The following is a 22,298-nucleotide window of genomic DNA, read 5'->3' as shown; positions in this document are numbered from 1 at the left end:
CCCCCCCCCCCCCACCCCACCCCCACGCACCCGGCACAACAGCCGCCCCGCCGCCGTTCACCGGGCACACAGGCTGGCGCCCGTCGGAGTGCTCCGACGGGCGCCAGCTTGCGGTGCGACCGGGCCCTGCCCGGTGGTGGTGCGGATCAGTGCGCGGCCCCACCGAAGCGCTGGCGGCGACGCCAGGCCAGGGTCAGCAGCAGCATGATCGCGCCGGCGCCGACCAGGCCACCGCCGAGCTTCATGGGCGTACCCAGGCTGTCACCGGTGACGGGCAGCGGCTGCTTCTTGTGCAGCACCCGCAGCTCGGCGGTGGCGGTCCGGCCGGACTCCCGGCCGGTGGCGGTGAAGGTCAGCAGACCCGTCACCGACGGCCGGTAGCTCTTGGTGAACCGGCCCTGGGAGTTGGTGCGCGCCGTGAAGCTGAGCGGCGCACTCGCCTGGTACGCCACCGGAGCCATGGCCACGGTGCTGCCGTCGCTGCGGCGGGCCGGCACCTGGCCGGCAGCCGGGGCGGCCAGCGGCGTGACCGACACGGTGATGTCGACGGTCTCGTTCGGACCGAAGTTGGTGCCGGTCAGCACGACCGTCTCGCCGAGGAAGATCGTCGGCCGGTTGACGGTCAGCGACGGGGGTGCGGGCACGTACGGCGGTGGCTGAGGCGTGTCCGTGATCGTCGGCGACGGCTGCGGCTGCGGCTGTGCCGCCCCCGCCGCGGTCGGCACGGCCACCACGGCCAGGCCGACCGTGAGCGCCATGATGATGCGGGATAGCCGCATGATTGGTTCCCTCCTACTGGTCACAGCTTGGTGCGGAATGAACTTGGGTGGTCCAAGGGCTGGCGGTGGGGGTCAGCCACAGCTCGGCCTGCCCGGCGCCGGTCTTGGCGGTCAACAGGGTGACCTCCAGAGCCCGTTCGGCCCCGGGGCTCGCCTCGACGTTGGCCGTGGCGACCTGGCGACGGCGTTCGGTGCCGGTGCCCATTGCGATCTCCGTGCCGTCGAGACGAGCGTCGAGCACGCTCCCGCCCGCCGGGCTGAAGATCGACACCAATGTGCGCATGGTGTACGGGTCTCCGGCCATGCCGAGGCCGAGGACCGACTCGCTGAGTCCGGACTTCGGCGCCGTCGAGCGCAGAGTCACCCGCAGCCGAAGCTCGCGGCGACCGTCGGGTTGGCATTCGCCGACCGTGAGATTCGCCGTCGGCCGCAGGTAGTAGCCGAGCTTCGCGCCGCTGCCGTCGTTGAGGAACACGCCGACCGTCGGCACGGTGTCCTGTTCCGGAAGCGTCCCGGCCAACCGGCTGTCGCCGATTGTCCGCTGTTCCTCCGGTCGGGCACTCCAGAACAATATCCGGCGTTCCGTGATAGCACGGTCAAATGCGGACAACAACACCTTCGGGTTGACATTCTTCTTGAAGAAGGCGTCGAACACCGCGGCTGCGGACGCCGCGAAGAACGTGTCCTGCTGCTTGACGTCCAACCGCTGGTAGGTCTCGTTGAGCAGGGTCTGCACGACCTTCTCGCTGGACAGCGGGACGCCGCCGGGCACCAGCACCGGGCCGGTCGCCTTGAGCAGGTAGGACAGCACGACCGGGTCGACGGCGAGCACACCGTCCACGGTGGTGCCGGTCTTGCGGCGGAACATCTCCCGGTACAGCGCGGCGGCCGTCGGGAAGTGCGGGGTCAGGTTGACGTCGGCGGGATACATGCCGGGCAGGTCGGTCCAGAGTGCCCTGGTCTCGGCGGGAAGCTTCAACGGCGGGTTGAACTGGCCGAGGGAGGCGCTGCTGCCCTGCTTGCCCATCCGGACCGAACCCTTGTCGGCCTCGATCATCGCGTACGCGCCGAACATGCCACCGGTGGCGCGCAGCTCGGCGGGGTTCTGCGAGACGAGCAGGTACCGCCGTGGCCCGTTGGCGCCGAGCAGCGGCGGCAGCAGCCGGGAGCCCTGGTCGGCGGCCGAGGTGAGGCTGGCGAGTCGGTCGATCTCGCCCCGCAGGTCGGTCAGCGCCTGCCGGATCTGGCTGACCAGCCGGTCGGCGGGCACCGCGGCCAGGTCACTGCGGATGCGCTGCACCGAGTCGTCCACCCGGGACAGCTCGCCGGAGACCGCGGTGAGCCGGTCCAGGTCCAACCGGCCCCCGGTGGGCACCAGGCTGGTCAGGTCGGTGCGCAGCAGCGTCGGAAACGCCTGTCGGGCCAGCTCGTCGATGGCCACGGCGATCCGCCCGACCGCGTCGACGTCGTCGCCGGCGATGGGGGTACGTCCAGCGAGCCGCCAACCCGGGTCGGCGGTCGCGGCCCGCGCCGCGCCGGACTGCTCCTGGAGGGCCGCGAGTGTCCGCAGGGCACGATCGCTGTCCCCGCCGACCACCTGCGCGCTCAGCTCCCGTGCCAGTCCGGCGGCGTTGAGCAGGTGAGCCCGCGCCTGCCAGCCGCGGAAGCCGATCCACCCGCCCGTCGCCAGCAGCAGCGAGCCGACCACCAGGGCACCCAGGAGCGCGCGGCGCAGTCGGGCCCGCCGACGGCGCCGGGACCGGCTCCGCCGCCGGCGCGGACGTTCGCTCTCCTCCGTCACACCACACTCCCGTTCCCTGGAATCGGACAGAAGGTCCGATATCCCTGATGTTCTTAGCACGCATCGGCGAAGCTCGTACCGTTATAGCGATTGTTGTCCGTTACGCGAGGTTGCCTCGCGGTTCGGCGGCGGCCTCCGGGACCGGACCTGCCGCCTCGTGCAGCAGCCGCTCCACCCGGTCCACGCCGGCCGGCAACGACATCTCCCGCAGGTACGCCTCCCGGCCCCGGCGACCCATCTCCGCCCGCGCCGGCGGGGGGATCGTCGCGGCCAACCAGAACCGGTCAGCCAGCGCGGCCCAGTCCTCCGGAGGGCAGGAGAGCCCGGCCCGAGCGCGTTCGACCAGCTCGGCGGTGTCCCCGCCGGCCGAGGCCACGACCGGTGCGGCGCAGGAGAGCGCGGCCTGCAACTTGCCGGGCACCATGCCGCGCAGCTCCGGCAGGTCGCGCAGCATGATCAGCTGGTAGTCGGCAGCGGCGTACAGCTCGGGCATGTCGACCGGGGACCGCCGCTCCAGGAAGCGGACGTTCTCGGCGCCCAGCTCGGCGGCGAGCCCCCGCACCCGCCGCTCGTCCGCGCCCGAGCCGACCAGGACCAGTTCCATCGTCCGGTCCAGCGCCGCGGCGGCCCGTACCGCCGTCTCCAAACCCTGCCGGGGGCCGATCGTGCCGGCGTGCATCACCACGCACCGCGCGTCGCGGCGAACCAGCTGGCGGGCCGCCGCGCCCGGCGTCGCCGGGTGGAAGATCCGCTCGTCGGTCCAGTTGAGAACCAGCCGGACCCGGGCCGGGTCAGCGCCAGCGGCGACCACCAGGTCCCGCATGGACGGTGCGGCAACGGCGATCCGCGCGGCCGACCGGAAGATCCGGGCCATCGCGGTGCCCATCCGCGCCGCCCAGCGCCCGTCGCCCGTCTCGTCGGCACCGTCGCGCGCCCAGACGTCCTGAACGTGCAGCACCGCCGGCACCCGCGGCAGCAGCCGGAGCACCCCGGCGGTGGCGAACGTGGTGGCGGGCAGTTGGAAGACGTAGAGCGCGTCCACGTCGCCCAGGTACCGACGTGCGGCCAGCGTCGCGCTGCCGGCGAAGGAGAGGTAGCTGGCCACCCGGACGCCGGTGGACCCGGGGCGACCGGAGTACCGCGGGACCCGCCGCACGGTCAGCCGCCGGCTGTTTGTCTCGTGGTGCCAACGCTGCCGCCAACCGGGGTAGACGTGGCCGCCGGGGTAGTCGGGGAACCCGGTGAGCACCCGGACCTCGTGCCCGCGCGCGGCCAGCTCCTCGGCGAGACTGCCGGGGATGAACGCCGGTTCGGGCGGAAAGTGGTACGACAGGATGCCGATCTTCACGGGGCCACCGCCGTCCACCGCGGATCGGCGTCCGTCGGCGCGGCACCACGGCGGGCGGGCACCCGGCCCGCGTACGATTCCGACAACCCCTCCCTGCGCGGCCACCGGCGTCGACGCACCGCCCTCGCGGTGCGGCCACCCGCGTCCGCACCGACGAGAGGGGTCCCGATGGCCGACCGCGTGCTGTTCGTCTGCCACGCCAACCTGTGCCGATCGCCGATGGCCGAGTACCTGGCGCGCCGGATGCTGGCCGATCGGCCGGTCATCGTGGCCAGTGCCGGCACCGACGCCGTGGACGGGCTGGGCATGCACCCGTACGCCATGGAGATCGCGGTCGAGAGCGGCGCGGACGCGGCGGAGTTCCGCAGCCGGGGGCTGCGGCCCGAGTACCTGGCCGACGCGACGCTGGTGCTGACCGCGACCCGGCGCCAGCGCTCGGTCTGCACGGCGCTGGCGCCGGCCGCCCTGCACCGGACGTTCACCCTGCGCCAGTTCGGCCGGCTGGCCGCCGCGGCCGAACCGCCCGCCGAGGTGGCCGACGACCCGCTGCGGGCGGCGATCGCCGCCGCCGCCCGCGCCCGGGGGCGGCTGCAACCCGCCGCCCCGGACGCGGACGACCTACGGGACCCGATCGGCGGGACCGCCGCCGACTTCCGACGCTGCGCCGAGGAGATCGAACGTTCGCTGCGACCCCTCGCCGCGCTCATCGGGGCAACCGGGTGAGTTCCTGGGTGCGGTCGCTGACGCCGTTGACCCCGGTGCCCTCGCCGTGCCGGGCGGACGTGGCCCGGTCGGTCGGCACCGACGGCGTGGCCGTGTTGGCGACCACCCGGTAGGCCTCGTACTGGTACGCCTCGGCCTTGGCGACCTTGGCCATGTTCAGCACGCAGCCGAGCAGCCGGACCGAGACCGAGTGCAGCGATCGGGCCGCCGCGGCCACCTGGGTCCGCGAGGTGCGGCCCTGCTGGGTCACCAGCAGCGCACCGTCGGCCTGCACGGCCACCACCACGCCGTCGGTCACCGCGAGCAGCGGCGCGGTGTCGATGATCACGATGTCCGCCGACTCGCGCAGGGCCAGCAGCAGGTCCGCCATCGCCTTGGAGCCGAGCAGCTCGCTCGGGTTCGGCGGGGCGGAGCCGCTCGGCAGCACCAGGAGGGACTTGTCCCCCCAGCGCTGGACCACGTCACCGACCTGGACGTCGCCGACCAGCACGTCGGTGAGGCCGACCCCGGCGTCCATGCCCAGGTACTCGTCGACCTTGGGACGCCGCAGGTCCGCGTCGACGAGCAGCACGCGCCAACCCGCCTCGGCCAGCGCGATGGCCAGGTTGCAGGAGAGCGTGGTCTTGCCCTCGCCCTGCAGCGCGCTGGTCACGGCGATGACGCGGGCCGGCTCGTGCACGTCCACGAAACGCAGGTTGGTACGCAGCTTGCGGACGGCCTCGGCGCGCGCCGAGGTCGCGGCGTCGCCGATGATCAGCGGCGCGGAGCGGGCGTTGCTCTCGAACGGGATCTCACCGAGCAGCGGGCTGCCGGTGGCCCTCTGCAGTCCGGCGGCGTCGCGCAGCCGGACGTCGGCCACGCCACGCAGGATCGCCAGGCCGACGCCGAGCACCAGGCCGATCAGGCCGCCGAGAGTGAGGTTCTGCACCGGCCGTGGTGAGACGGGGCTGGCGCTGACCCGCGGGCCGCTGACCACCTCGATCTTGATCGGTGCCTTGCCCTCGGGCGGTGTCTCGACCTTCTGCACGAGCTCGACGAACTTCGCGGCGAGGGTCTCCGTCACCCGCAACGCGCGGGTCTGGTCGGTGTCGGTGACCGACGCGCGCAGCAGGACGGTGCCCGCCTCGGTGGAGGTGCTCACCCGCCGCTGCACCTCGTCGGCGGTGAGCCCGACCGGGTTCTCCGCCACCACGCTCTGCGCGAGGCGGTCGCTGTTGAGCAGATCGGCGTACGACTTGACGCGCTGCTGAAGGAAGAGCCCACCCTGATAGGCGTCGGTGACGCCCTGGTTGGGGGTGGTGACGAAGAACGTCACCGAGGCGACGTACCGGGGTTGGGCCCGTACGGTCAGGAACGCCGAGACGCCCAGGGCCACCATGACGGTGACCAGGGCGACCCACCAGTGCCGACGCACGTGGCGCATGTGGCGGAGCAGGTCCATCAGGAGCGCCTCCGTGCCGGTCCGGTTACGCCAAAGAACTTCACGAAAACCCCCAAGGTCGTCTGTAAACTCGTGAAACCATTAAACCGGCTCATACGGCTTATGTCCGGAGTTATGTGTTTTCGGCGGCGACGAGTGGCGCGCCCCAATGACCAACCCGACAAACGTCCATTCGGCAGCGGTGACATCGGGGAAAAGTCGACGGCTGATCGGGCGGCGTTCGACCGCCCCTGCGGTCGCCGCGACAGCCGGGCCCGGATAGGGTCGGCAACGGTGTGCCGGGAAGTCTGGTCGGCGAGTGGATTCCTGCCGTCCCGACAACCCGAGGTGAGCGCCACCGATGACCGACCGCACCCCGCCCCCCGACCGGTCCCGGCCGACGGTCCGGCTCTTCACTCGATCGTCCTGGCCCGAGGCCCGCCACCTGGCCGACGTGCTGCGTACCGAGACAGTCGGTGGCGCCCTGCTGCTGCTCGGGGCCGCGCTGGCACTGATCTGGGCGAACTCCCCGTGGGTCGACTCGTACACCCGGCTCGGCGAGTGGGTGCCCTGGCCCGGCGGCGCGCGCTGGCACCTCGACCTGGATGTCGCCACCTGGGCCGCGGACGGCCTGCTGGCCGTCTTCTTCTTCGTGGTGGGGCTGGAACTCAAGCGGGAGTTCGTCGCCGGGGAACTACGTGACCCGCGGCGCGCAGCGCTGCCGGTCGTCGCCGCCCTCGGCGGCATGCTGATGCCCGCGCTGATCTACGTGGCGGTCGTGGTGACGGCGGGCGGGGAAGGGCTGCGCGGCTGGGCGATCCCCACCGCCACCGACATCGCCTTCGCCCTCGCGGTGCTCGCGGTGGTCAGCTCGCACCTGCCCCAGGGCCTGCGCGCCTTCCTGCTCACCCTCGCCGTGGTCGACGACCTGTTCGCGATCACCATCATCGCGGTCTTCTACACCGCCGACTTCCACCCCGTGCCGCTGCTCGCCGCGCTGGCGCCGATCGGGCTCTTCGCCCTGCTGGTCCAGCGCGGGCGTACCTGGTGGTGGGCCCTGATCCCGCTCGCGGTCGCCGCCTGGGCCCTCGTGCACGCCTCCGGCGTGCACGCGACGGTGGCGGGTGTCCTGCTCGGCTTCACCGTGCCGGTCCTGGCCGGCCGCCGCCGGGCCGGCGCCCCGGCGACCGACGACCGGCCGCCCAACGGCAACGGCGGCGGGCTCGCCGAGCACCTCGAGCACCGTTGGAGGCCGGTGTCGGCCGGGTTCGCGGTGCCGGTCTTCGCGCTGTTCGCGGCCGGGGTCACGCTGCGCGGCACCGACCTGGGCGCCCTGGTGACCGACCCCGTGGTGATCGCCATCGTTGCCGCCCTGGTGTTCGGCAAGAGCATCGGCATCTTCGGATCGACCTACCTGCTGGCCCGGTTCACCCGCGCCCAACTGGACGAGGACATCGGCTGGGCCGATCTGCTCGGAATCGCACTGCTGGCCGGCGTCGGTTTCACCGTGTCACTGCTGATCGGTGACCTGGCGTTCGGCGCCGGGAGCACGGCCGACGACCGGGTCAAGGCCGCCGTGCTCGCCGGCTCGGTGATCTCCGCCGGGCTGGCCGCCACCGTGCTCGCCCGCCGCAACGCCGTGTACCGCCGGGTGGCGGAGCGGGAGCTGCTGGACGCCGACGGCGACGGCGTGCCCGACGTCTACCAGCGGAAAGCCGACGGCTGACCTCCGCCGGCCGGTCAGCGGCCCCGTTCGGCGGGCCGGCGCTCCTCGGTCTCCTCGGACAGCGCCTCGGCCGCCGGCTCGGTGAGGTCGTCACCGGGCACCGCCACCTCCTCGGCCAGGTCCTGCTCGTCGGGCTTCCCGCCGGGCTGCGGCTCAGGAGCGGTGGCACCGCCGGCGAAGCCGTACTCGTTCGGTTCGTCGTGCCTGCTCATGTGGTCGTCCTCCCGCTCGCGCCGGTTTCGCCTCGTACCGACAACGGTAGGTGGTGATCGTCCCCGGCGCAGGGCGGCGGGGATTGTCGGCGTGACCACGACGGCGCGGCGCCCAGCGCCGCCCAGAGAAGCTGCCGCAGCGCGATGATCGCCGCAGCGCCGGCCAGCCCGTTCCAGCCCGGATCGCCGACGAGCCGGAGCAGACCGGCAGCGATCAGCAGGTCCAACAGCACCCGGATGGCGGTACGGCCTCCCCCGGTGCTCAGCACGGTGACCACACCGACGACGAGGGCCAGCGCGGTCACCGCGGTCACCAGCGCGCCGATCACGTCCGCTGCTCCCCCTCGACGACCTGCCGCTGCTCCTGACGGATCTCCCGGCCCAGGAAGTAGTTCAGCGCCGTCCGGATGGTGGCGATCGCGGCCAACTGGCCGATCTGGTCGAACGACGGGGACACCGCGGTTCGCAGGACGTCGGCCGCCAGCTGGAACTCCAGGCCGAGGGTCAGGAACCGGCCGAGGGAGAGCCGGATCGGGGTGAAGACCGCGGCGGTGCGGTGTCGCAGCCCCTCGACCACGAACCGCACCGCCGCCCAGACCGCGCCGACGAAGATGACCAGGGCACCGGCGACCTCCACCACGGCGACCAGCACCTCGTCACCCTGGCGCAGCAGTTCGGCCGCCTCCACCCGGAGCCGTTACCCGCCACCGACGCGGGTAGTCGGCGATCAGGTCAGCTCGCTCACCGCCTCCAGGATCAACCAGAGCCCGGAGATGGCGAACAGCACCGCCGCGCCGTACCTGATGGTCTTCTCCGGCAGCCGGCGGCCGAGCAGCCGGCCGACCAGGATGGCCAACGCGTCCGCGGCCACCATGCCGACCGTGGAGCCGAGCCAGGTGCCGAACCAGCCGTACTTGGTGGCCAGGGTGATCGTGGCGAGCATCGTCTTGTCGCCCAGCTCCGCCAGGAAGAACGCCACCGACACCGCGACGATCGCCGTCTTGCTGGTCTTCTCGGCCTTGCGCTTCTCCTCCTCGGTGAGCGTGTCACCGCGCAGGGTCCACGCGCCGAAGCCCAGGAACGCCAGGCCGGCCACCAGGGAGATCCAGTCGGTGGGCAGCACCGCGCCGAGACCCGTGCCGATGGCGACCGACGCCAGATGCACCACCGCCGTGGCGACGGTGATGCCGATCAGCACCGGCATCGTCCGGAACCGGGTGGCGAAGGTCAGCGCCATCAGCTGACTCTTGTCCCCCAGCTCCGCGACGAAGATGACGCCGAAGCTGACGACCAGCGCGGCGAAGAATCCCTCCATGACGTCCTTCCCGTTCTCACGCCGGGAGGAGGGAAAGAGGCGCCCTCGACCCGGCTACACAGCCTGAGTCGAAGGTCTCGCCCGCCCCGGAGACCGGGGCCGCGTGGCCGGGTGCGGAACGCACCAGTATGTCGACCACGACATTGGGGGCTACTCCCCTTCGCGCGACCAGCCTAACCGATCATCGGTCGGGCCGGCCGGGACGGGTGAACAGGCTCACCGGGCCTGGGCCAGCGTGACGCCGAACAGCCCGTCCGGATCGGTCCAGAACTCCGTCGCTGTGAAGCCCGCCGTCGCCAACTCGGCGGCGACCCCCGCCGGGCGGAACTTCGCCGACACCTCGGTGCGCAGGTCCTCCCCCGCGGCGAACTCGACGGTCAGGTCCAGCACCCGCACCCGCATCGGCCGGGTCGCCCGCAGCCGCATCTCGATCCACTCGTGGGCCGGGTCCCAGAGGGCGACATGGTCGAACGCCTCCGGGTCGAAGTCGGCGCCCAACTCCCGGTTGATCACGTGCAGCACGTTGCGGTTGAACTCCGCCGTCACCCCGGCCGCGTCGTCGTACGCCGGCACGATCACCGACGGGTCCTTCACCAGGTCGGTGCCGAGCAGCAGCCAGTCGTTGACCTCCAGCGCGGCGCGCATCTCGGCCAGGAAGCCGGCCCGCTCGGCGGGCAGGAGATTGCCGATGGTGCCGCCGAGGAACACCACCAGCCGGCGACCGCCGGTCGGCAGCCGGTCCAACTGGCGGGTGAAGTCCCCGACGATGCCGCGGACGCGCAGCCCCGGATAGTCGGCGGCGATCTCCGCCGTGGAGCCCAGCAGCGCGCTGACCGACACGTCCAGCGGAACGAAGGTGCCCAACCCGCCCTGACGGGTGAAGGCGTCCAGCAGCAGACGTGTCTTCTCCGACGAGCCGGAGCCCAGCTCGATCAGGGTCTTGGCCCTGGTCAGCGCCGCGACGTCGGGCGCGTGCTCGGCCAGCACGGCCCGCTCCGCCCGGGTCGGGTAGTACTCGGGCAACCGGGTGATCGCCTCGAACAGCTCGCTGCCCCGGGCGTCGTAGAACCACTTCGGTGGGAGCCACTTCTGCTCCGCGCTCAGCCCGGCCCGAACGTCCTGGCGCAGACCCCGCTCCAGGTCGCGCTCCTCGAGGTAGATCTCCAGCGGCTCCGCCGTCATCGGTGTTCCTCTCTGCTCGATCAACCGTTGCGTGCCCGACCGGTGCGGCTCACCGCGTCGGCAGCGGGCTCACCCGCACCTCGCCCGCGGTGGCGGTGACCACGTGCCCCTCCGGCACCGGCCGCCACCCGGGGTCGTCGTCGTGCGGCTCCGAGACGAGCAGCACGCTGCCCGCCGCCGCGCGCACCGACAGCGCGTGCCCCGCCACGCTGGCGACCATCCGGTGCCCGTCGGTGAGCAGCAGGTTGAGCCGTGACCCCGGGGCCGCCGCGGCGACGTCCGCCACCGTCTGAGCGACCGCCTCGGCCGGATCGGCGCCCGCGCGCAGCCGCTGCCGGACCAGCGCCCAGAGCAGCGCCGAGTCGGTGGCCGCGTCCAGGGTGAGCAGGTCGCGCACCGGCAGCCCGGCCGCGAGCGGCACCACGCTGTCCGGCCAGCCGCGCACCACCCCGTTGTGGCTGAACAGCCACCGTCCCTCGGCGAACGGCGCGGCAGCGCCGTCGAGCACCGCCATCCCGACGGTGGCCGAGCGGACCGCGGCGAGCACCGCGCCGGCGCGGGTCACCGCCGCGAGCTGGGCGATGGTCGGGTCGCTCCAGATCGGCTGCGCCCGCCGGTAGCGCACCGGCTCCCCGTCACCCGGATACCAGCCGACGCCGAACCCGTCGGCGTTGATCGTGCCGCCGCCGCGCATGTCGCGGGGCGCCCAGGACTGCCGCAGCAGCGAGTACGGGGGGTCGAACAGCAGCTCGGCCAGCGTGACCGGCGGCCCCAGGTAGGCCAGGTGACGACACATCAGCGGACCCCGCCCGCCGACCCGCCGGGGCTCACCGGTGCGACTCGTCCGGGCGGGCGTCGCGGGCGCAGCGGAAACCGCTGAAGATCTGCCGTCGGATCGGATAGTCCCAGTTGCGGAACGTGCCCCGGCAGGCCGACCGGTCCGTGCCGAACGAGCCACCGCGCAGCACCCGGTAGTCGTCGCCGAAGAAGACCTCCGAGTATTCCCGGTAGGGGAACGCCGCGAAGCCCGGATGCCCGCCGAAGGTGGTCGAGGTCCATTCCCAGACGTCGCCGATGAGCTGGTGCACGCCCAGCGGTGAGACACCGGCCGGGTACGCCCCCACCGGGGCGGGCCGCAGGTGACGTTGGTCGAGGTTGGCGTGCACGTCGGTCGGGTCGTCGTCGCCCCACGGGTAGCGGCGGGACCGCCCCGTCGCCGGGTCCCAGCGGGCGGCCTTCTCCCACTCCGCCTCGGTCGGCAGCCGCCTGCCCGCCCACGCCGCGTACGCCTGCGCCTCGTACCAGCACACGTGCACCACCGGCTCGTCGGCGCGCACCCGATCCCACCGGCCGAACCGCCGGTAAACCCAGCCGTCGCCGTCACGGCGCCAGTGCATCGGCGCGCTGAGCTGCTCCTGGACCCGGTGCGCCCAACCCGCGGCGCTCCACCAGCGGGGCTCGGAGTAACCGCCGTCGGCGATGAAGGCCTCGTACTGCCCGTTGGTGACCGGGGCGGCGTCGATGACGTACGCGGGCAGGTCGACGCGGTGCGCGGGGCGCTCGTTGTCCAGCGCCCACGGGTCGGTGTCGGTGCCCATCGTGAACGGGCCGGCAGGCACGAGAACCTCCCCACCGACCGGGGCGGGCGGCTCCGGCGGAGGCGGGGCGTGCAGCACCGCCGGCCCGGAGCGCAGCTGGTGGGTGGCGAGCATCGTCTCGTCGTGCTGCTGTTCGTGCTGGACGATCATGCCGAAGGCGAACCCGTCGGCGACCAGCGGCCGCTCGGTGAAGGTCATCGCGTCGAGCAGGTCGTGCACCTTGTCCCGCACGGTGCCCAGGTAGGCGCGCGCCTCGGCGGGTGCCAGCAGGGGCAACGCGGGGCGGTCCCGTCGCGGCTGCTTGAACGCGTCGTACAGCTCGTCGATGTCGCACCGGACCGGCTCGCGGCCCCCGACGTCGCGGACCAGCCAGAGCTCCTCCTGATTGCCGACGTGCGCCAAGTCCCAGACCAGCGGCGACATCAGCGGCGAGTGCTGGCGCATCAGGTCGGCGTCGTCGACCACCTCGGTCAGCAGCGCCGTGCGGGACCGGGCCCGCGCCAGCTCCGCCGCGATCCTGCCGCGCAACTGCTCCCCGTCGACGTGCTCCGTCGTGCTCGCGGTCATCGGTCGCCCCTCTCCGCGGCGGTCAGCCGCCGCCGTACGCCTCGCTGGATCTCGTCGTGGATGCCGGCCGGCAGCTCCAGCCGGGGCAGGGTGGTCAGGGCCAGATCGAGCAGTGCCGCCGCGGCGGCGGCCAGCGCCGGGTCGGCCAGGCCGTGCCGGGCGGCGCTCGACCAGCGGTGTGCCACCGGCGCGGCGATGGCGTACGCCGTGCGCACGGTGCCCGGGTCGGCGAACAGGGCGGTCAGCACCGCCAGCGGAAGGCGCCAGGCGCGGCCGGGCTGGGCGTCCAGGTAGCGCAGCTCCAGGTAACCGCGCGGTCGCACCGGCGGAAAGAGGGTGCTGACGTGGTAGTCGAGGTCGTCGGTGGTGGGCGGGCGGGGCAGCGCGCCGTCAAGCCAGTCGGCGAAGGTGACGCCGGGCGGCGCGGTCCAGTCCGGGCCGTGTCGACGCAGGCAGAGCAGCGGCGCGCCGAGCACGTACCGGATCCAGGCGGCGGTCGGGTCCTCGTTGGGGCGGCCGGCCGCCCAGACCGGTCGGGTGCGGGCCGGGTCGATGGCCAGCCAGGCGGCCATCCGGGCGGAGGCCCAGCCGGTGCGCCGCCCGGCGTGCCGGGTGGCGGAGGCGAACGTGGCCAGCAGTGGCGGGCCGACCGCGTGGGCTGCGGCCCACCGCGCCGCCACCTGGTCCGGCTCGCCGGCGTCGAGGCACACCTGCAGGCCGGCGGTGCTGTACATCATCGTCCGGCCGGCCGGACCACGCCGGTCGAAGGCGCCGCGCATCGCGCGGTAGCGGGGGGTGTCCACCACGGGACGTGGCCGGCGGTGCGGGTCGATGCCGCTGCGACCGAGGATCAGCCCACCGGCGGCCAGCAGGTCGGTGACCTGGGCGATGTCGGCCTCGGTGGCCTGGATCAACGCGGCGACCGAGGGGCCCGGCGGGGTGGAGATCTCCAACTGGCCGCCCGGCTCCACCGTCACCGTGCCGCCGTGTCGCAGCGGCTCGGCCGGGCTCGTGGCGTCCAGCGTGACGGGGCTGTGTCGCCCCAGCGCCGCCCGCAGCCTCGCCGGGTCGACCGGGCGGGCGGGATCGGCGACGTCGTGCACGGTCCATTCCAGTTCGACGCCCGTGCGGGTGGGTGGGCCGGTCTTGAAGCAGATCCGGGCGAGGTGCCTGCCTGCGGCGGCGGACTCTCGCAGAATGGCGCTGCGGTCCAACTCGGGTGACGTCACCACCGGTCGGGGCCCCCTCTCCGTGCGCCGGCTCCGGAACACTGTGCCACCGTAAACCCACCCACCGACACCGTCGGGGGCGTCGACGGCGCCACCAATCCCTGTCTAACAGACGAATTTCCCGGCGCAGGGCAGAACGAACGGCGCCCGCGGCCGGGCGCTCAGTCCTGGGCGGGCCGGCCCGTCGGGGAGGGCTTGACCTTCGCCGACCTGCTCCGCGTCGCCTCAGGCACCAGCCGCTGGCAGTACGCCTCCACCTCGGCGGTGCCGCCGGCGGCGGTCACCAGCTCCTCGAAGGCCGGGGTTTTCAGCGCCTTCTCCCGCTGTTCGGGCTTCTTGGCAAGCCAGGCGTGGCACAGCCCACGCAGCTGGCCGGCGGGCGGCACCTCGGCGGGCGGTGCGGCGGTGGTGGTCAACGGGGTGCGGGGAGCGGACGGCGTTGCGGACGGCGTCGACCGGTCAGGCGGCGCGGTGCGGTCGTCGGACGGGGTCGCCCGGACGTCGCTGGGCGTGGACGACGGGCTGCTCGGCGCCGACGGCGGCGGCTCCGGCGGCCGGTCAAGGCTGACCGCGGCGAAGGCGGCGCCGGCCGTGGCGGTCGCCGCGAGGGCACCGATCCAGGCGACCGCGCCGGTGGTCACCCGGCGGCGGTGCGGCCGGCGGGCCGCAGTGGGTGCCGGGTCGGCCCGGGCAGCCCGGAACGCGGCCAGGGCGGCCTCCTCGCCGGCCAGCTCACCAGGACGGGTCGGGCCGGCGGCCTCGGCGAGCAGCCGGGCCACCGGGTCGGCGGACGTGGTGGCGTGGGCCTGGGCCGAGGTGGCGTCCGACTCGGCGCGGCTCGCGTCGAGCAGTCGTTCGGTCTCGGCACGGTCGGCCCGCCGGTCCCGCCGGTACGGGTTCATCCGGAATCCCCTCACGTCAGCCGTCCGCCGGCTCGGCGTGCGACGTCGGCCGGGATCGACCGGTGCGCGGACGGGGCGGCGGCGTCGCCTCGACACCGACCGGCGGGGCCACGCCCTCCTCATCAGGGGCCGGCGTCGCGACCAGGCCCTGCCGTTCCAGTAGTGCGGCGAGCCGCCGCAGGCCCCGGTGGGCGGCGGTCCGGACGGCACCGGCACGGCGGCCCAGAACCCGCCCGGCGGACTCGGCGTCCAGGCCGATCACAGCCCGCAGGAGAACCGCCTCGGCCTCCCGCGGAGGAAGGGTGGCGATCAGCGCCAGGGCCATCTCGGTGCCGATCGTCTCGCCGGCCCGCTCGGCGGTGTCGGTGTCGCCGGCCAGCTCGGTGAGGGCCTGCACCGGAACCGGCAGTGCCGGCCGGCGACGCAGCCGGCGCAGGTGGTCCATGGCCCGGTTGCGGGCGATGGTCACGGTCCAGGCGCGGAACTCACCGCCGGTGAAGCTGGGCAGGTCGCGGGACACCTGCAGCCAGGTCTCCGATGCGACATCCTCGGCGTCCGGGCCGACCAGCGCGGTCAGGTAGCGCAGCAGACCCGGCTGGAGGCTGCGGTAGAGGAAGCGGAACGCGTCCTCGTCTCCGGCCTGCGCCGCGGTGACCGCCTCCGACAGCTCGCCGGTCATCTGCCGACCACGGATCGTCCGGGACGTCCCGGCCCGATCCGCTGCGCCGGGGCATTCCGCGCGGCTCGGACCGTCGGCCCGACCAGCTCCCGCACCGCACCGCCCTTCGCCGTTTCCGATCTCTCCCGTGCCCGCGCCGAGATGGCCGGGGGCGGGTCGTCTGGACCAGCGCCATGATGGTCGATTCTCGACGTGCTGCCCCGGGCGGGGCCTGAGCCGGGCTAACGCTAGGAGGGACCAACCGGGGCGACAAGTCGGCACGGTGTCACGGAAGAGTGACAATTATCAACCCGGAGGGGCGGCGCGTCGCCGTAACGTGCGGCGCCCTCCGGACGCTGCACGCACCGGAGGGCCGTCGACCACCATCGACGGGCAGGCGTGGATCGACATGTGTCGGCTTTTGTCACTGCGCGTCGTCACCTCGTCACACAGAGACCGGGTCCACACAGGTCAGACCGGATGGACCGCCGGGTACGACGGTCCGGCCGAGCAGCCGCAGCGCGCCGTCGCGCGCCGCTCTGGGTACGGTAATGCTGTGTTGTCATCGGAGGTCGTGCTCAGCGGTCGATACCGCCTGGACGAACGTGTCGCCACCGGCGGCATGGGTGACGTCTGGCGTGGCACCGACCTGATCCTCGGCCGGCAGGTCGCGGTCAAGGTCCTGCTGCCGGCGCTGGTCTCCGACCCCGACTTCATCGCCCGGTTCCGGGCCGAGGCCCGGATCATGGCGGCCCTGCGGCACCCGGGCATCGTGCAGGTCTACGACTGCGGTGAGGACGACCTGCCCGACGGCGGCCGAGCCGACTACCTGGTCATGGAGTTCGTCGAGGGCGAGCCGCTGTCGAAGCGGATCGAGGCGTCCGGTCGGCTCGACGTGGCCGAGACGATGTCGATCGTGGCCCAGGCCGCCCAGGCGCTGAACGCCGCCCACCGTGGCGGCATCGTGCACCGCGACGTCAAGCCCAGCAACCTGCTGGTGCAGGAGGACGGCACGGTCGTCCTGGTCGACTTCGGGGTGGCCCGCTCCACCAACGTGACCAGCATCACCAGCACCAACGCGGTGCCGGGCACCGCGCTCTACATGGCACCCGAGCAGGCCGCCGGCCGGCCGGTCAGCGGCGCCACCGACATCTACGCGCTCGGCGCCGTCGCCTACTGCTGCCTGACCGGTGGTCCGCCGTTCACCGGCGACAACCCGCTCCAGGTCGCCGTCCGGCACCTGGACGACGAGCCGCCCGAGCTGCCGCACGAGATCCCGGAGGCCGTGCGCGCACTGGTGTCCCGTTCGCTGGCCAAGGACCCACTCGAGCGGTTCACCAGCGGCGCGGCGATGGCCGAGGCCGCCCGGACAGCGGTGACCGGCGGGGAACCGCCGACCGCTCTGGCGTCGTCGGTCCCCCTGCGCGACGGCGGGCCGGGCACGCGCACGGACGTGCCGGTCGGCGCGGCGGTGGCGGGCACGGGAGCTGGCCGTCAGCGACGACGCGGCCCACTGGTCGGCGCCGGAGCGGTTGTGCTGGTCGCGCTGGTCGGCCTGGCCGCGGCGCTGGGTGCGGCACGGAACACCGGCGACTCCCCGGCCGTCAAGCTGCCGACCAGCTCACCGACCGTGGCGCCGACCGGTCAGGTCGACCTGCCGGCGGCCAACGAGCAGGTCACGGTGGATCCGGCCCGACCGAACCGACCGCCGGCCCTGCAGAACACCCCGTCGGCCTCGACCAGCGCGTCGCCGACCGCACAGCCCAGCGAGACCGCGAGCCCGCCGTCGCCGACGACAAGCGCCACGACCTCGCCGCCGCCGACCACCACCCCGTCGGACTCGCCGTCGGACCCGCCGTCCGACCCGCCGCCCACCACCACCAGCCCGCCGGCCGACCCGGGAGGGCCGCCGGGCAGTTGAGCTGTCCCGGCGGTGGGTCCGCAACCCCACCAGCACCGATATCACCAAAACGGACTTACGTCGCCGAAGACCCCTCTAGGCTCCTCAGCAGGTCATTTCCACCATCTGCCGCGGGAGCCCGGGTGAGTGCTGAGAAGCTGGTCGTGATCGGCCAGGGGTACGTCGGACTGCCGCTGGCCATGCGTGCCGTCGAGGCGGGCCTGGACGTGGTGGGCCTCGATGTCGACGCCGACCGGGTGAAGCGGCTCGCGTCCGGCGAGTCGTTCGTCGAGGACATCCCGACCGACCGGCTGGGTCGGGCGCTGGGCAGTGGGCGGTACCACCCCAGCACCGAGTACACCGACGCCGAGGGCTTCGACATCTGCGTCATCACCGTGCCCACCCCGCTGCGCGACGGGACCCCGGATCTGAGCTTCGTCGAGCAGGCCGGCATCGGCATCGGCCCGTACGTGCGGCCGGGCAGCACGGTGATCCTCGAGTCCACCACCTACCCGGGCACCACACAGGAGCTGCTGCGCCCGCTGCTGGAGTCGGCCAGCGGGCTGCAGAGCCCCGGCGACTTCCACCTCGGCTACAGCCCGGAGCGGATCGACCCGGGCAACCCGACCTGGCGGCTGGAGAACACCCCGAAGGTGGTCTCGGGCGTGGATCCGGCGTCGCTGGCCCGTGTGGACGGGTTCTACCGGCGTCTCGTGGAGCGCACCGTACCGGTCGACTCCACCGAGGTCGCCGAGCTGACCAAGCTGATCGAGAACACCTTCCGTCAGGTCAACATCGCGCTGATCAACGAGTTGACCATGCTCTCGCACCACCTGGACATCGACGTCTGGCAGGCGATCGACGCGGCCGAGACCAAGCCGTTCGGCTTCATGCCGTTCCGGCCCGGCCCCGGCGTCGGCGGGCACTGCCTGCCCATCGACCCGTGCTACCTGTCCTGGCAGGTGAAGCGCCGCCTGGGCCGGCAGTTCCGGTTCATCGAGCTGGCCAACGACGTCAACCACGAGATGCCCGAGCACGTCGCACAGCGGATCATGGCGGGGCTGAACAGGACCGGCCGGGCGGTCAGCGGTGCCCGGCTGCTGCTGCTCGGGTTGGCGTACAAGAAGAACACCGGTGACATGCGGGACTCCCCCGCGGTCGACGTGGCCCGCCGGTTGCAGGCCCTCGGCGCCCAGGTCCACGCGGTCGAGCCGTACGCCGAGGCGCACCACATCCCCGCCGGGGTGACCATCGTCGACCTGACCGAGCGGGAGGTGCGGGCCGCCGACGCGGTGGTCGTGGTCACCGACCACGACAGTTTCGACTACGACCTGGTCGTCCGGCACGCCGACTATGTCTTCGACACCCGCAACCGCTGCTCCGGCCCGCTGGTCGAGCGTCTGTAGACCCGGCACCGCTGGCCGGTCCCGCCGCCGGGGAAGACGGCGGGGCCGGCCGGCGGATGTCCGTCCGCGCCGCTGCGGTCACTGGTCGCCGAGCGCCTCGACGACCGGCCGGGACAGTGCGCGGCGGGCCGGCAGCACCGAGGCGGCCAGGGCGGCCAGCGCCGCCACACCGAGGATCAGCCCGAGCTGACCGAGCGGCAGCACCACGTGGAAGTCACCGCCGAGGCGGGCCAGTACGGCCATCCCCGCGGCGCTCACCCCGGTGCCCAGCCCGACCCCGAGCACCGCGCCGACCAGTGCCATCAGCACCGCCTCCACGGCGAGCATGACCCGCATCCGACCCCGGGTCAGCCCGACCGCCCGCAGCACCGCGTTCTCCCGGGTGCGTTCCACCACCGAGAGACTCAGCGTGTTCGCCACCCCGACCAGGGCGATCACCACGGCCAGACCGAGCAGCGCGGTGACGAAGGCGAGCAGCATGTCCACCGTGCTGGTGAGCATCTTCTTGTACGCGCCCTGGTCCAGCAGGTTGACCGTCGGGTACCGGCCCACCACCTCCTCGACCGCGGTGCGGGCCCGCTCCGCGCTCACCCCGGCGGCGGGATCGACCTCGGCGAGGTGACCCCGCTGGGCGGGAAAGAGCGCGGCGAAGTCCGCGTCGGCCATGTCGATGACGTGGCCGGCCGGCACGCTGCTCGCGACCACGGCGGCTGCGTCGTCGGCGACCACCGCCGCCACCCGGAACGGCCGCCCGGCGACGGCGACCGGCGAGCCGACCTGCCAGCCGCGTGCCTGCGCCAACTCCCGGTGCACCAGCACCTGCCCCGGCCCGAGCCGGTCGACGTCACCGGCCAGCACAGCGGTCAGCGTCCGGCCGACAAGCGCCGGATGGGCGGCCCGGATCTCGATGTCGGCGGTGACGGTGCTGCGCTGCTCGTGCACGACCCCCAGTTCGGGGCGGGCGGCCAGTTCACCGGCGAGCGGGGCGGGCAGGTCCTGACCGATTCCGGTGACCACGAAGTCGGTCCCCACCTCGGCGTCCACGCTGCGCTCGATGCCGTCCTTGGTGCTGCGGGCGCCGACCACGAACGCCGACACCAGCCCGATTCCGATCACCAGGGCGGTGGCGGTCGCCGCGATCCGGCGTGGGTTGCGCACCGCGTTGGCCACCGCCAGCGTGGCGGTCGCCCCGACCAGGCGACCGGCCGGCCAGCCGAGGGCACGAACCAGCGCCGGGACGAGCACCGGGCCGAACAGCACGATCCCGAAGAAGGCCAGCACCCCGCCGATGGCCACCAACAGCACCTGACCGGCGCTGCCGGCACCGAGCAGCGCGGTGACGCCGGCGGCCAGCACCACCGCGCCGAAAGCCAGCCGGAGCCGGCCGGCGCCCCGGCTGGGCTGCACCGCGGCGTCGGTGAGCGCGGCCACCGGGGCGACCCGGGTGCCCCGCCAGGCCGGCAGCAGGGCGGCGCCGACGGTGAGTACGGTGCCGAGCAGCAGGCTGGTCAGGACGGTCGACCCGTGCACGGTCAGCCCGCCGGAGACGGGCACGTCCAGCCGGGACATCAGCAGCCGCAGTCCGCCGGCGAGGGCCACTCCGAGCAGCACACCGAGCGCGGAGGCCACCATCCCGATCACCGCCGACTCCAGGAGCGTGGCCCGGAAGACCTGCCCCCGGGTGGCACCCACCAGCCGCAGCAGCGCGGTCCGGCGGGTGCGCTGTGCCAGCACGATCGCGAAGGTGTTGGCGATCACGAAGCCGGCCACGACAACCGCGACGCCCACGAAGATCAGCAGCAGCATGGTGAACTGGTTCAGGTCGCGGACCGCGTCCTCGACGGCCTCGTCGAGGATCTGCTGTCGGCCCTTGACGGTGGCGCCGGCGCCGGCGACGCCGCGTACCCGGTCGGCCACCGCCGCTGCGGAGGTGCCCGGCTCGGCCGCCACCATGATGCGGCCGTACCCGCGCTCACCGGTGACCGCGAGCGCGTCCGGCCCTACCAGGCCGATGAAGGGACCACCGACGTCGCGTGCGCTGCCGGCCACGTCGACGGTGCCGACCAGGGTGTACGGGCGGGCCTCGCCCCCACTGCCGCCGATCCGAACCGGCTCGCCGAGGGCGAAGCCCTCCTCGGCCACCGTCGGCGCGTCGAGCACCACCTCGCCGGTGCGGTCGGGCAGCCGGCCGGCGACCACGTCGTACGAGCGCAGGGCCTCTTCGGTGGGGATGGCGGCGAGCACGGTGAAGCCGAGCACCGGCCGGCCGTCGGAGCCGACGATGCCAGCGGTGTTGGTCAGCTCCCCGGCTGCGGCGGCCACCCCGTCGACGGCCCGGACCCGGTCGACGAGGCTCGCGGGCAGCGGCTGGTCGCCGGTCGCGTAGACGGCCAGGTCGGTGTGCCGGTCGAAGGCGCCGGCCCGGTCGTACGCGCCGGCACGCATCCCGTCAACGAAGATGAGCGTGCCGGCGATGAACGCGACACCGAGGACGACGGCCAGCGCGGACAGCAGCATGCGCAGCGCCTCGGCGCGCAGCGAGCGCAGGGTCAGACGGATCATCCCGGTCACCGCCCCCGCGCCGGCGTGGAAGCGGTGGGCACGCCCCGGCCGGCGGTGACCGGAGGATGCCCAGCCGACGCGGGCGGACGGGTCGCGTCGAGGTGCGCGAGGGTGTCCAGCACCTGCTCGGCGGTGGGCGCGGCGAGGTCGCCCACCAGCCGACCGTCGGCCAGGAAGACCGCCCGGTCGGCGTACGCGGCGGCGACCGGGTCGTGAGTCACCATGATCACTGTCTGGCCGAGGGTGTCCACGGCCTCGCGGAGCAGCCGCAGCACCTCCGCACCGGAGCGGGAGTCCAGGTTGCCGGTCGGTTCGTCCGCGAAGATCACCCATGGCCGGGTGATGAGAGCGCGGGCCACCGCCACCCGCTGCTGCTGACCCCCGGACAGCTCGGCGGGTCGGTGCCGCAACCGGTCGCCCAACCCCACCGCCGCCACGACCTGCCGCAGCCAGACCGGGTCGGGTCGCCGCCCGGCGATGGCCAGCGGCAGCACGATGTTCTCCTCGGCGGTCAACGCCGGCAGCAGGTTGAACTTCTGGAAGACGAAGCCGACCCGGTCGCGCCGCAGCAGGGTGAGCCTCCGGTCGTCGAGCCGGCCGAGTTCGGCCGTACCGATGCCGACCTCGCCGGCGGTCGGCCGGTCCAGACCGGCCAGGCAGTGCATCAGCGTCGACTTGCCGGAGCCGGACGGGCCCATGATGGCGGTGAACCGGCCGGCGGCCACGTCGAGGTCGACACCGTCGAGGGCGACGACTGCGGCAGGGCCCTGGCCGTACCGTTTTTCCAGGCCACGGGCGGTGACCGCGACGCCGGTGCCGGCGTGGGCGGGAGGTGCGAGGGACACGTGGACTCCCCGGTTCAGGTGCGGATCGGACCCCTCCGACGCTATGGCCGGGACGGGTCAGTCGATCTCCACCTGCACGCTCGACCTGCGTGCGTCCCGGGTCGCGGTTCGCCCGCCGGCCCGTA

The 22,298-nt window shown here is 73.5% G+C and carries 20 protein-coding genes; 4 read left to right on the top strand and 16 right to left on the bottom strand.

Going from position 1 to position 22,298, the window contains the following annotated elements:
- Nucleotides 1-146: 146 nt before the first annotated feature.
- The 3 genes from ACTWLT_RS13185 to ACTWLT_RS13175 form a co-directional block, all read right to left on the bottom strand.
- The gene (locus ACTWLT_RS13185) at nt 147-779 is read right to left on the bottom strand and encodes a hypothetical protein (RefSeq protein ID WP_445318637.1); all 633 of its coding nucleotides are present in this window, start codon (nt 777-779) and stop codon (nt 147-149) included.
- Between the two features lie 13 nt (nt 780-792).
- Nucleotides 793-2,580, bottom strand: a complete 1,788-nt coding sequence (locus ACTWLT_RS13180) for a DUF4012 domain-containing protein (protein WP_445318636.1) — start codon at nt 2,578-2,580, stop codon at nt 793-795.
- A 100-nt stretch (nt 2,581-2,680) separates the two neighbouring features.
- Nucleotides 2,681-3,928 carry a glycosyltransferase family 4 protein gene (locus ACTWLT_RS13175; protein WP_445318635.1) on the bottom strand — a complete coding sequence of 416 codons (1,248 nt, stop codon included), beginning with the start codon at nt 3,926-3,928 and terminating at the stop codon, nt 2,681-2,683.
- Between the two features lie 168 nt (nt 3,929-4,096).
- On the opposite strand from ACTWLT_RS13175, the gene ACTWLT_RS13170 reads away from it, so the two are divergent.
- On the top strand, nt 4,097-4,651 hold the full coding sequence (locus ACTWLT_RS13170; protein WP_445318634.1) for an arsenate reductase/protein-tyrosine-phosphatase family protein: 555 nt from the start codon (nt 4,097-4,099) through the stop codon (nt 4,649-4,651).
- Here the strand turns inward: ACTWLT_RS13170 and ACTWLT_RS13165 are convergent.
- Nucleotides 4,632-6,092: a tyrosine-protein kinase domain-containing protein gene (locus ACTWLT_RS13165; RefSeq protein ID WP_445318633.1), complete on the bottom strand. Its 1,461-nt coding sequence runs from the start codon at nt 6,090-6,092 to the stop codon at nt 4,632-4,634. The genes ACTWLT_RS13170 and ACTWLT_RS13165 overlap by 20 nt on opposite strands.
- 340 nt (nt 6,093-6,432) lie before the next feature.
- Here ACTWLT_RS13165 and nhaA point away from each other — a divergent pair, with 340 nt between their 5' ends.
- Nucleotides 6,433-7,797, top strand: a complete 1,365-nt coding sequence (gene nhaA, locus ACTWLT_RS13160; protein WP_445318632.1) for a Na+/H+ antiporter NhaA — start codon at nt 6,433-6,435, stop codon at nt 7,795-7,797.
- Nucleotides 7,798-7,811: 14 nt separating this feature from the next.
- On the opposite strand, the gene ACTWLT_RS13155 is transcribed toward nhaA, so the two are convergent.
- From ACTWLT_RS13155 to ACTWLT_RS13110, 10 genes are all read right to left on the bottom strand, one after another.
- Nucleotides 7,812-8,009 (bottom strand): hypothetical protein, encoded by a 198-nt coding sequence (locus ACTWLT_RS13155; protein ID WP_210908361.1) that lies wholly within the window; start codon nt 8,007-8,009, stop codon nt 7,812-7,814.
- Nucleotides 8,006-8,338, bottom strand: coding sequence for a hypothetical protein (locus tag ACTWLT_RS13150; RefSeq protein ID WP_445318631.1), 333 nt, complete (start codon nt 8,336-8,338; stop codon nt 8,006-8,008). Before ACTWLT_RS13150 ends, ACTWLT_RS13155 begins: the two co-directional genes overlap by 4 nt.
- Nucleotides 8,335-8,697, bottom strand: coding sequence for a DUF1622 domain-containing protein (locus ACTWLT_RS13145; RefSeq protein ID WP_445318630.1), 363 nt, complete (start codon nt 8,695-8,697; stop codon nt 8,335-8,337). The genes ACTWLT_RS13150 and ACTWLT_RS13145 overlap by 4 nt, the downstream gene beginning before the upstream one ends.
- A gap of 39 nt (nt 8,698-8,736) precedes the next feature.
- Complete coding sequence (locus tag ACTWLT_RS13140) at nt 8,737-9,324, bottom strand: TMEM165/GDT1 family protein (protein ID WP_252415687.1); 588 nt, start codon at nt 9,322-9,324, stop codon at nt 8,737-8,739.
- A gap of 216 nt (nt 9,325-9,540) precedes the next feature.
- Nucleotides 9,541-10,506, bottom strand: a complete 966-nt coding sequence (gene egtD / locus ACTWLT_RS13135; RefSeq protein ID WP_445318629.1) for an L-histidine N(alpha)-methyltransferase — start codon at nt 10,504-10,506, stop codon at nt 9,541-9,543.
- 49 nt (nt 10,507-10,555) lie between these two features.
- Entirely contained in the window at nt 10,556-11,302 is a 747-nt protein-coding gene (gene egtC, locus ACTWLT_RS13130) for an ergothioneine biosynthesis protein EgtC (protein ID WP_445318628.1), read from the bottom strand.
- Between the two features lie 31 nt (nt 11,303-11,333).
- Nucleotides 11,334-12,671 carry an ergothioneine biosynthesis protein EgtB gene (gene egtB, locus ACTWLT_RS13125; protein WP_445318627.1) on the bottom strand — a complete coding sequence of 446 codons (1,338 nt, stop codon included), beginning with the start codon at nt 12,669-12,671 and terminating at the stop codon, nt 11,334-11,336.
- Nucleotides 12,668-13,903 carry an ergothioneine biosynthesis glutamate--cysteine ligase EgtA gene (gene egtA, locus ACTWLT_RS13120; protein WP_445318626.1) on the bottom strand — a complete coding sequence of 412 codons (1,236 nt, stop codon included), beginning with the start codon at nt 13,901-13,903 and terminating at the stop codon, nt 12,668-12,670. Before egtA ends, egtB begins: the two co-directional genes overlap by 4 nt.
- A gap of 158 nt (nt 13,904-14,061) precedes the next feature.
- Nucleotides 14,062-14,802, bottom strand: coding sequence for a hypothetical protein (locus tag ACTWLT_RS13115; protein ID WP_445318625.1), 741 nt, complete (start codon nt 14,800-14,802; stop codon nt 14,062-14,064).
- A gap of 16 nt (nt 14,803-14,818) precedes the next feature.
- Nucleotides 14,819-15,481 carry an RNA polymerase sigma factor gene (locus tag ACTWLT_RS13110; RefSeq protein ID WP_445318624.1) on the bottom strand — a complete coding sequence of 221 codons (663 nt, stop codon included), beginning with the start codon at nt 15,479-15,481 and terminating at the stop codon, nt 14,819-14,821.
- Between the two features lie 535 nt (nt 15,482-16,016).
- On the opposite strand from ACTWLT_RS13110, the gene ACTWLT_RS13105 reads away from it, so the two are divergent.
- Nucleotides 16,017-17,381 carry a serine/threonine-protein kinase gene (locus ACTWLT_RS13105; protein WP_445318623.1) on the top strand — a complete coding sequence of 455 codons (1,365 nt, stop codon included), beginning with the start codon at nt 16,017-16,019 and terminating at the stop codon, nt 17,379-17,381.
- 122 nt (nt 17,382-17,503) lie between these two features.
- Nucleotides 17,504-18,766, top strand: a complete 1,263-nt coding sequence (locus tag ACTWLT_RS13100) for a nucleotide sugar dehydrogenase (protein ID WP_445318622.1) — start codon at nt 17,504-17,506, stop codon at nt 18,764-18,766.
- A gap of 78 nt (nt 18,767-18,844) precedes the next feature.
- Here the strand turns inward: ACTWLT_RS13100 and ACTWLT_RS13095 are convergent, their stop codons facing one another.
- Nucleotides 18,845-21,328, bottom strand: a complete 2,484-nt coding sequence (locus tag ACTWLT_RS13095; protein ID WP_445318621.1) for an ABC transporter permease — start codon at nt 21,326-21,328, stop codon at nt 18,845-18,847.
- A gap of 5 nt (nt 21,329-21,333) precedes the next feature.
- A complete protein-coding gene (locus ACTWLT_RS13090) occupies nt 21,334-22,173 on the bottom strand; it encodes an ABC transporter ATP-binding protein (RefSeq protein ID WP_445318620.1) in 840 nt (279 codons plus the stop codon).
- Between the last annotated feature and the right edge of the window lie 125 nt (nt 22,174-22,298).

Source organism: Micromonospora yongxingensis (assembly GCF_052601155.1).
Note: the sequence above shows the minus strand (reverse complement) of the source record. Positions and strands in the feature narration are given on the sequence as shown.

Bases quoted from the DNA above. Each gene is read 5' to 3' on its own strand.
- nhaA (WP_445318632.1), top strand. From the start codon at position 6,433: ATGACCGACCGCACCCCGCCCCCCGACCGGTCCCGGCCGACGGTCCGG.
- egtD (WP_445318629.1), bottom strand. From the start codon at position 10,506: ATGACGGCGGAGCCGCTGGAGATCTACCTCGAGGAGCGCGACCTGGAG.
- ACTWLT_RS13115 (WP_445318625.1), bottom strand. From the start codon at position 14,802: ATGAACCCGTACCGGCGGGACCGGCGGGCCGACCGTGCCGAGACCGAA.
- ACTWLT_RS13165 (WP_445318633.1), bottom strand. From the start codon at position 6,092: ATGGACCTGCTCCGCCACATGCGCCACGTGCGTCGGCACTGGTGGGTC.
- egtB (WP_445318627.1), bottom strand. From the start codon at position 12,671: ATGACCGCGAGCACGACGGAGCACGTCGACGGGGAGCAGTTGCGCGGC.
- ACTWLT_RS13095 (WP_445318621.1), bottom strand. From the start codon at position 21,328: ATGATCCGTCTGACCCTGCGCTCGCTGCGCGCCGAGGCGCTGCGCATG.
- egtC (WP_445318628.1), bottom strand. From the start codon at position 11,302: ATGTGTCGTCACCTGGCCTACCTGGGGCCGCCGGTCACGCTGGCCGAG.
- ACTWLT_RS13170 (WP_445318634.1), top strand. From the start codon at position 4,097: ATGGCCGACCGCGTGCTGTTCGTCTGCCACGCCAACCTGTGCCGATCG.
- ACTWLT_RS13185 (WP_445318637.1), bottom strand. From the start codon at position 779: ATGCGGCTATCCCGCATCATCATGGCGCTCACGGTCGGCCTGGCCGTG.
- ACTWLT_RS13110 (WP_445318624.1), bottom strand. From the start codon at position 15,481: ATGACCGGCGAGCTGTCGGAGGCGGTCACCGCGGCGCAGGCCGGAGAC.
- ACTWLT_RS13140 (WP_252415687.1), bottom strand. From the start codon at position 9,324: ATGGAGGGATTCTTCGCCGCGCTGGTCGTCAGCTTCGGCGTCATCTTC.
- ACTWLT_RS13155 (WP_210908361.1), bottom strand. From the start codon at position 8,009: ATGAGCAGGCACGACGAACCGAACGAGTACGGCTTCGCCGGCGGTGCC.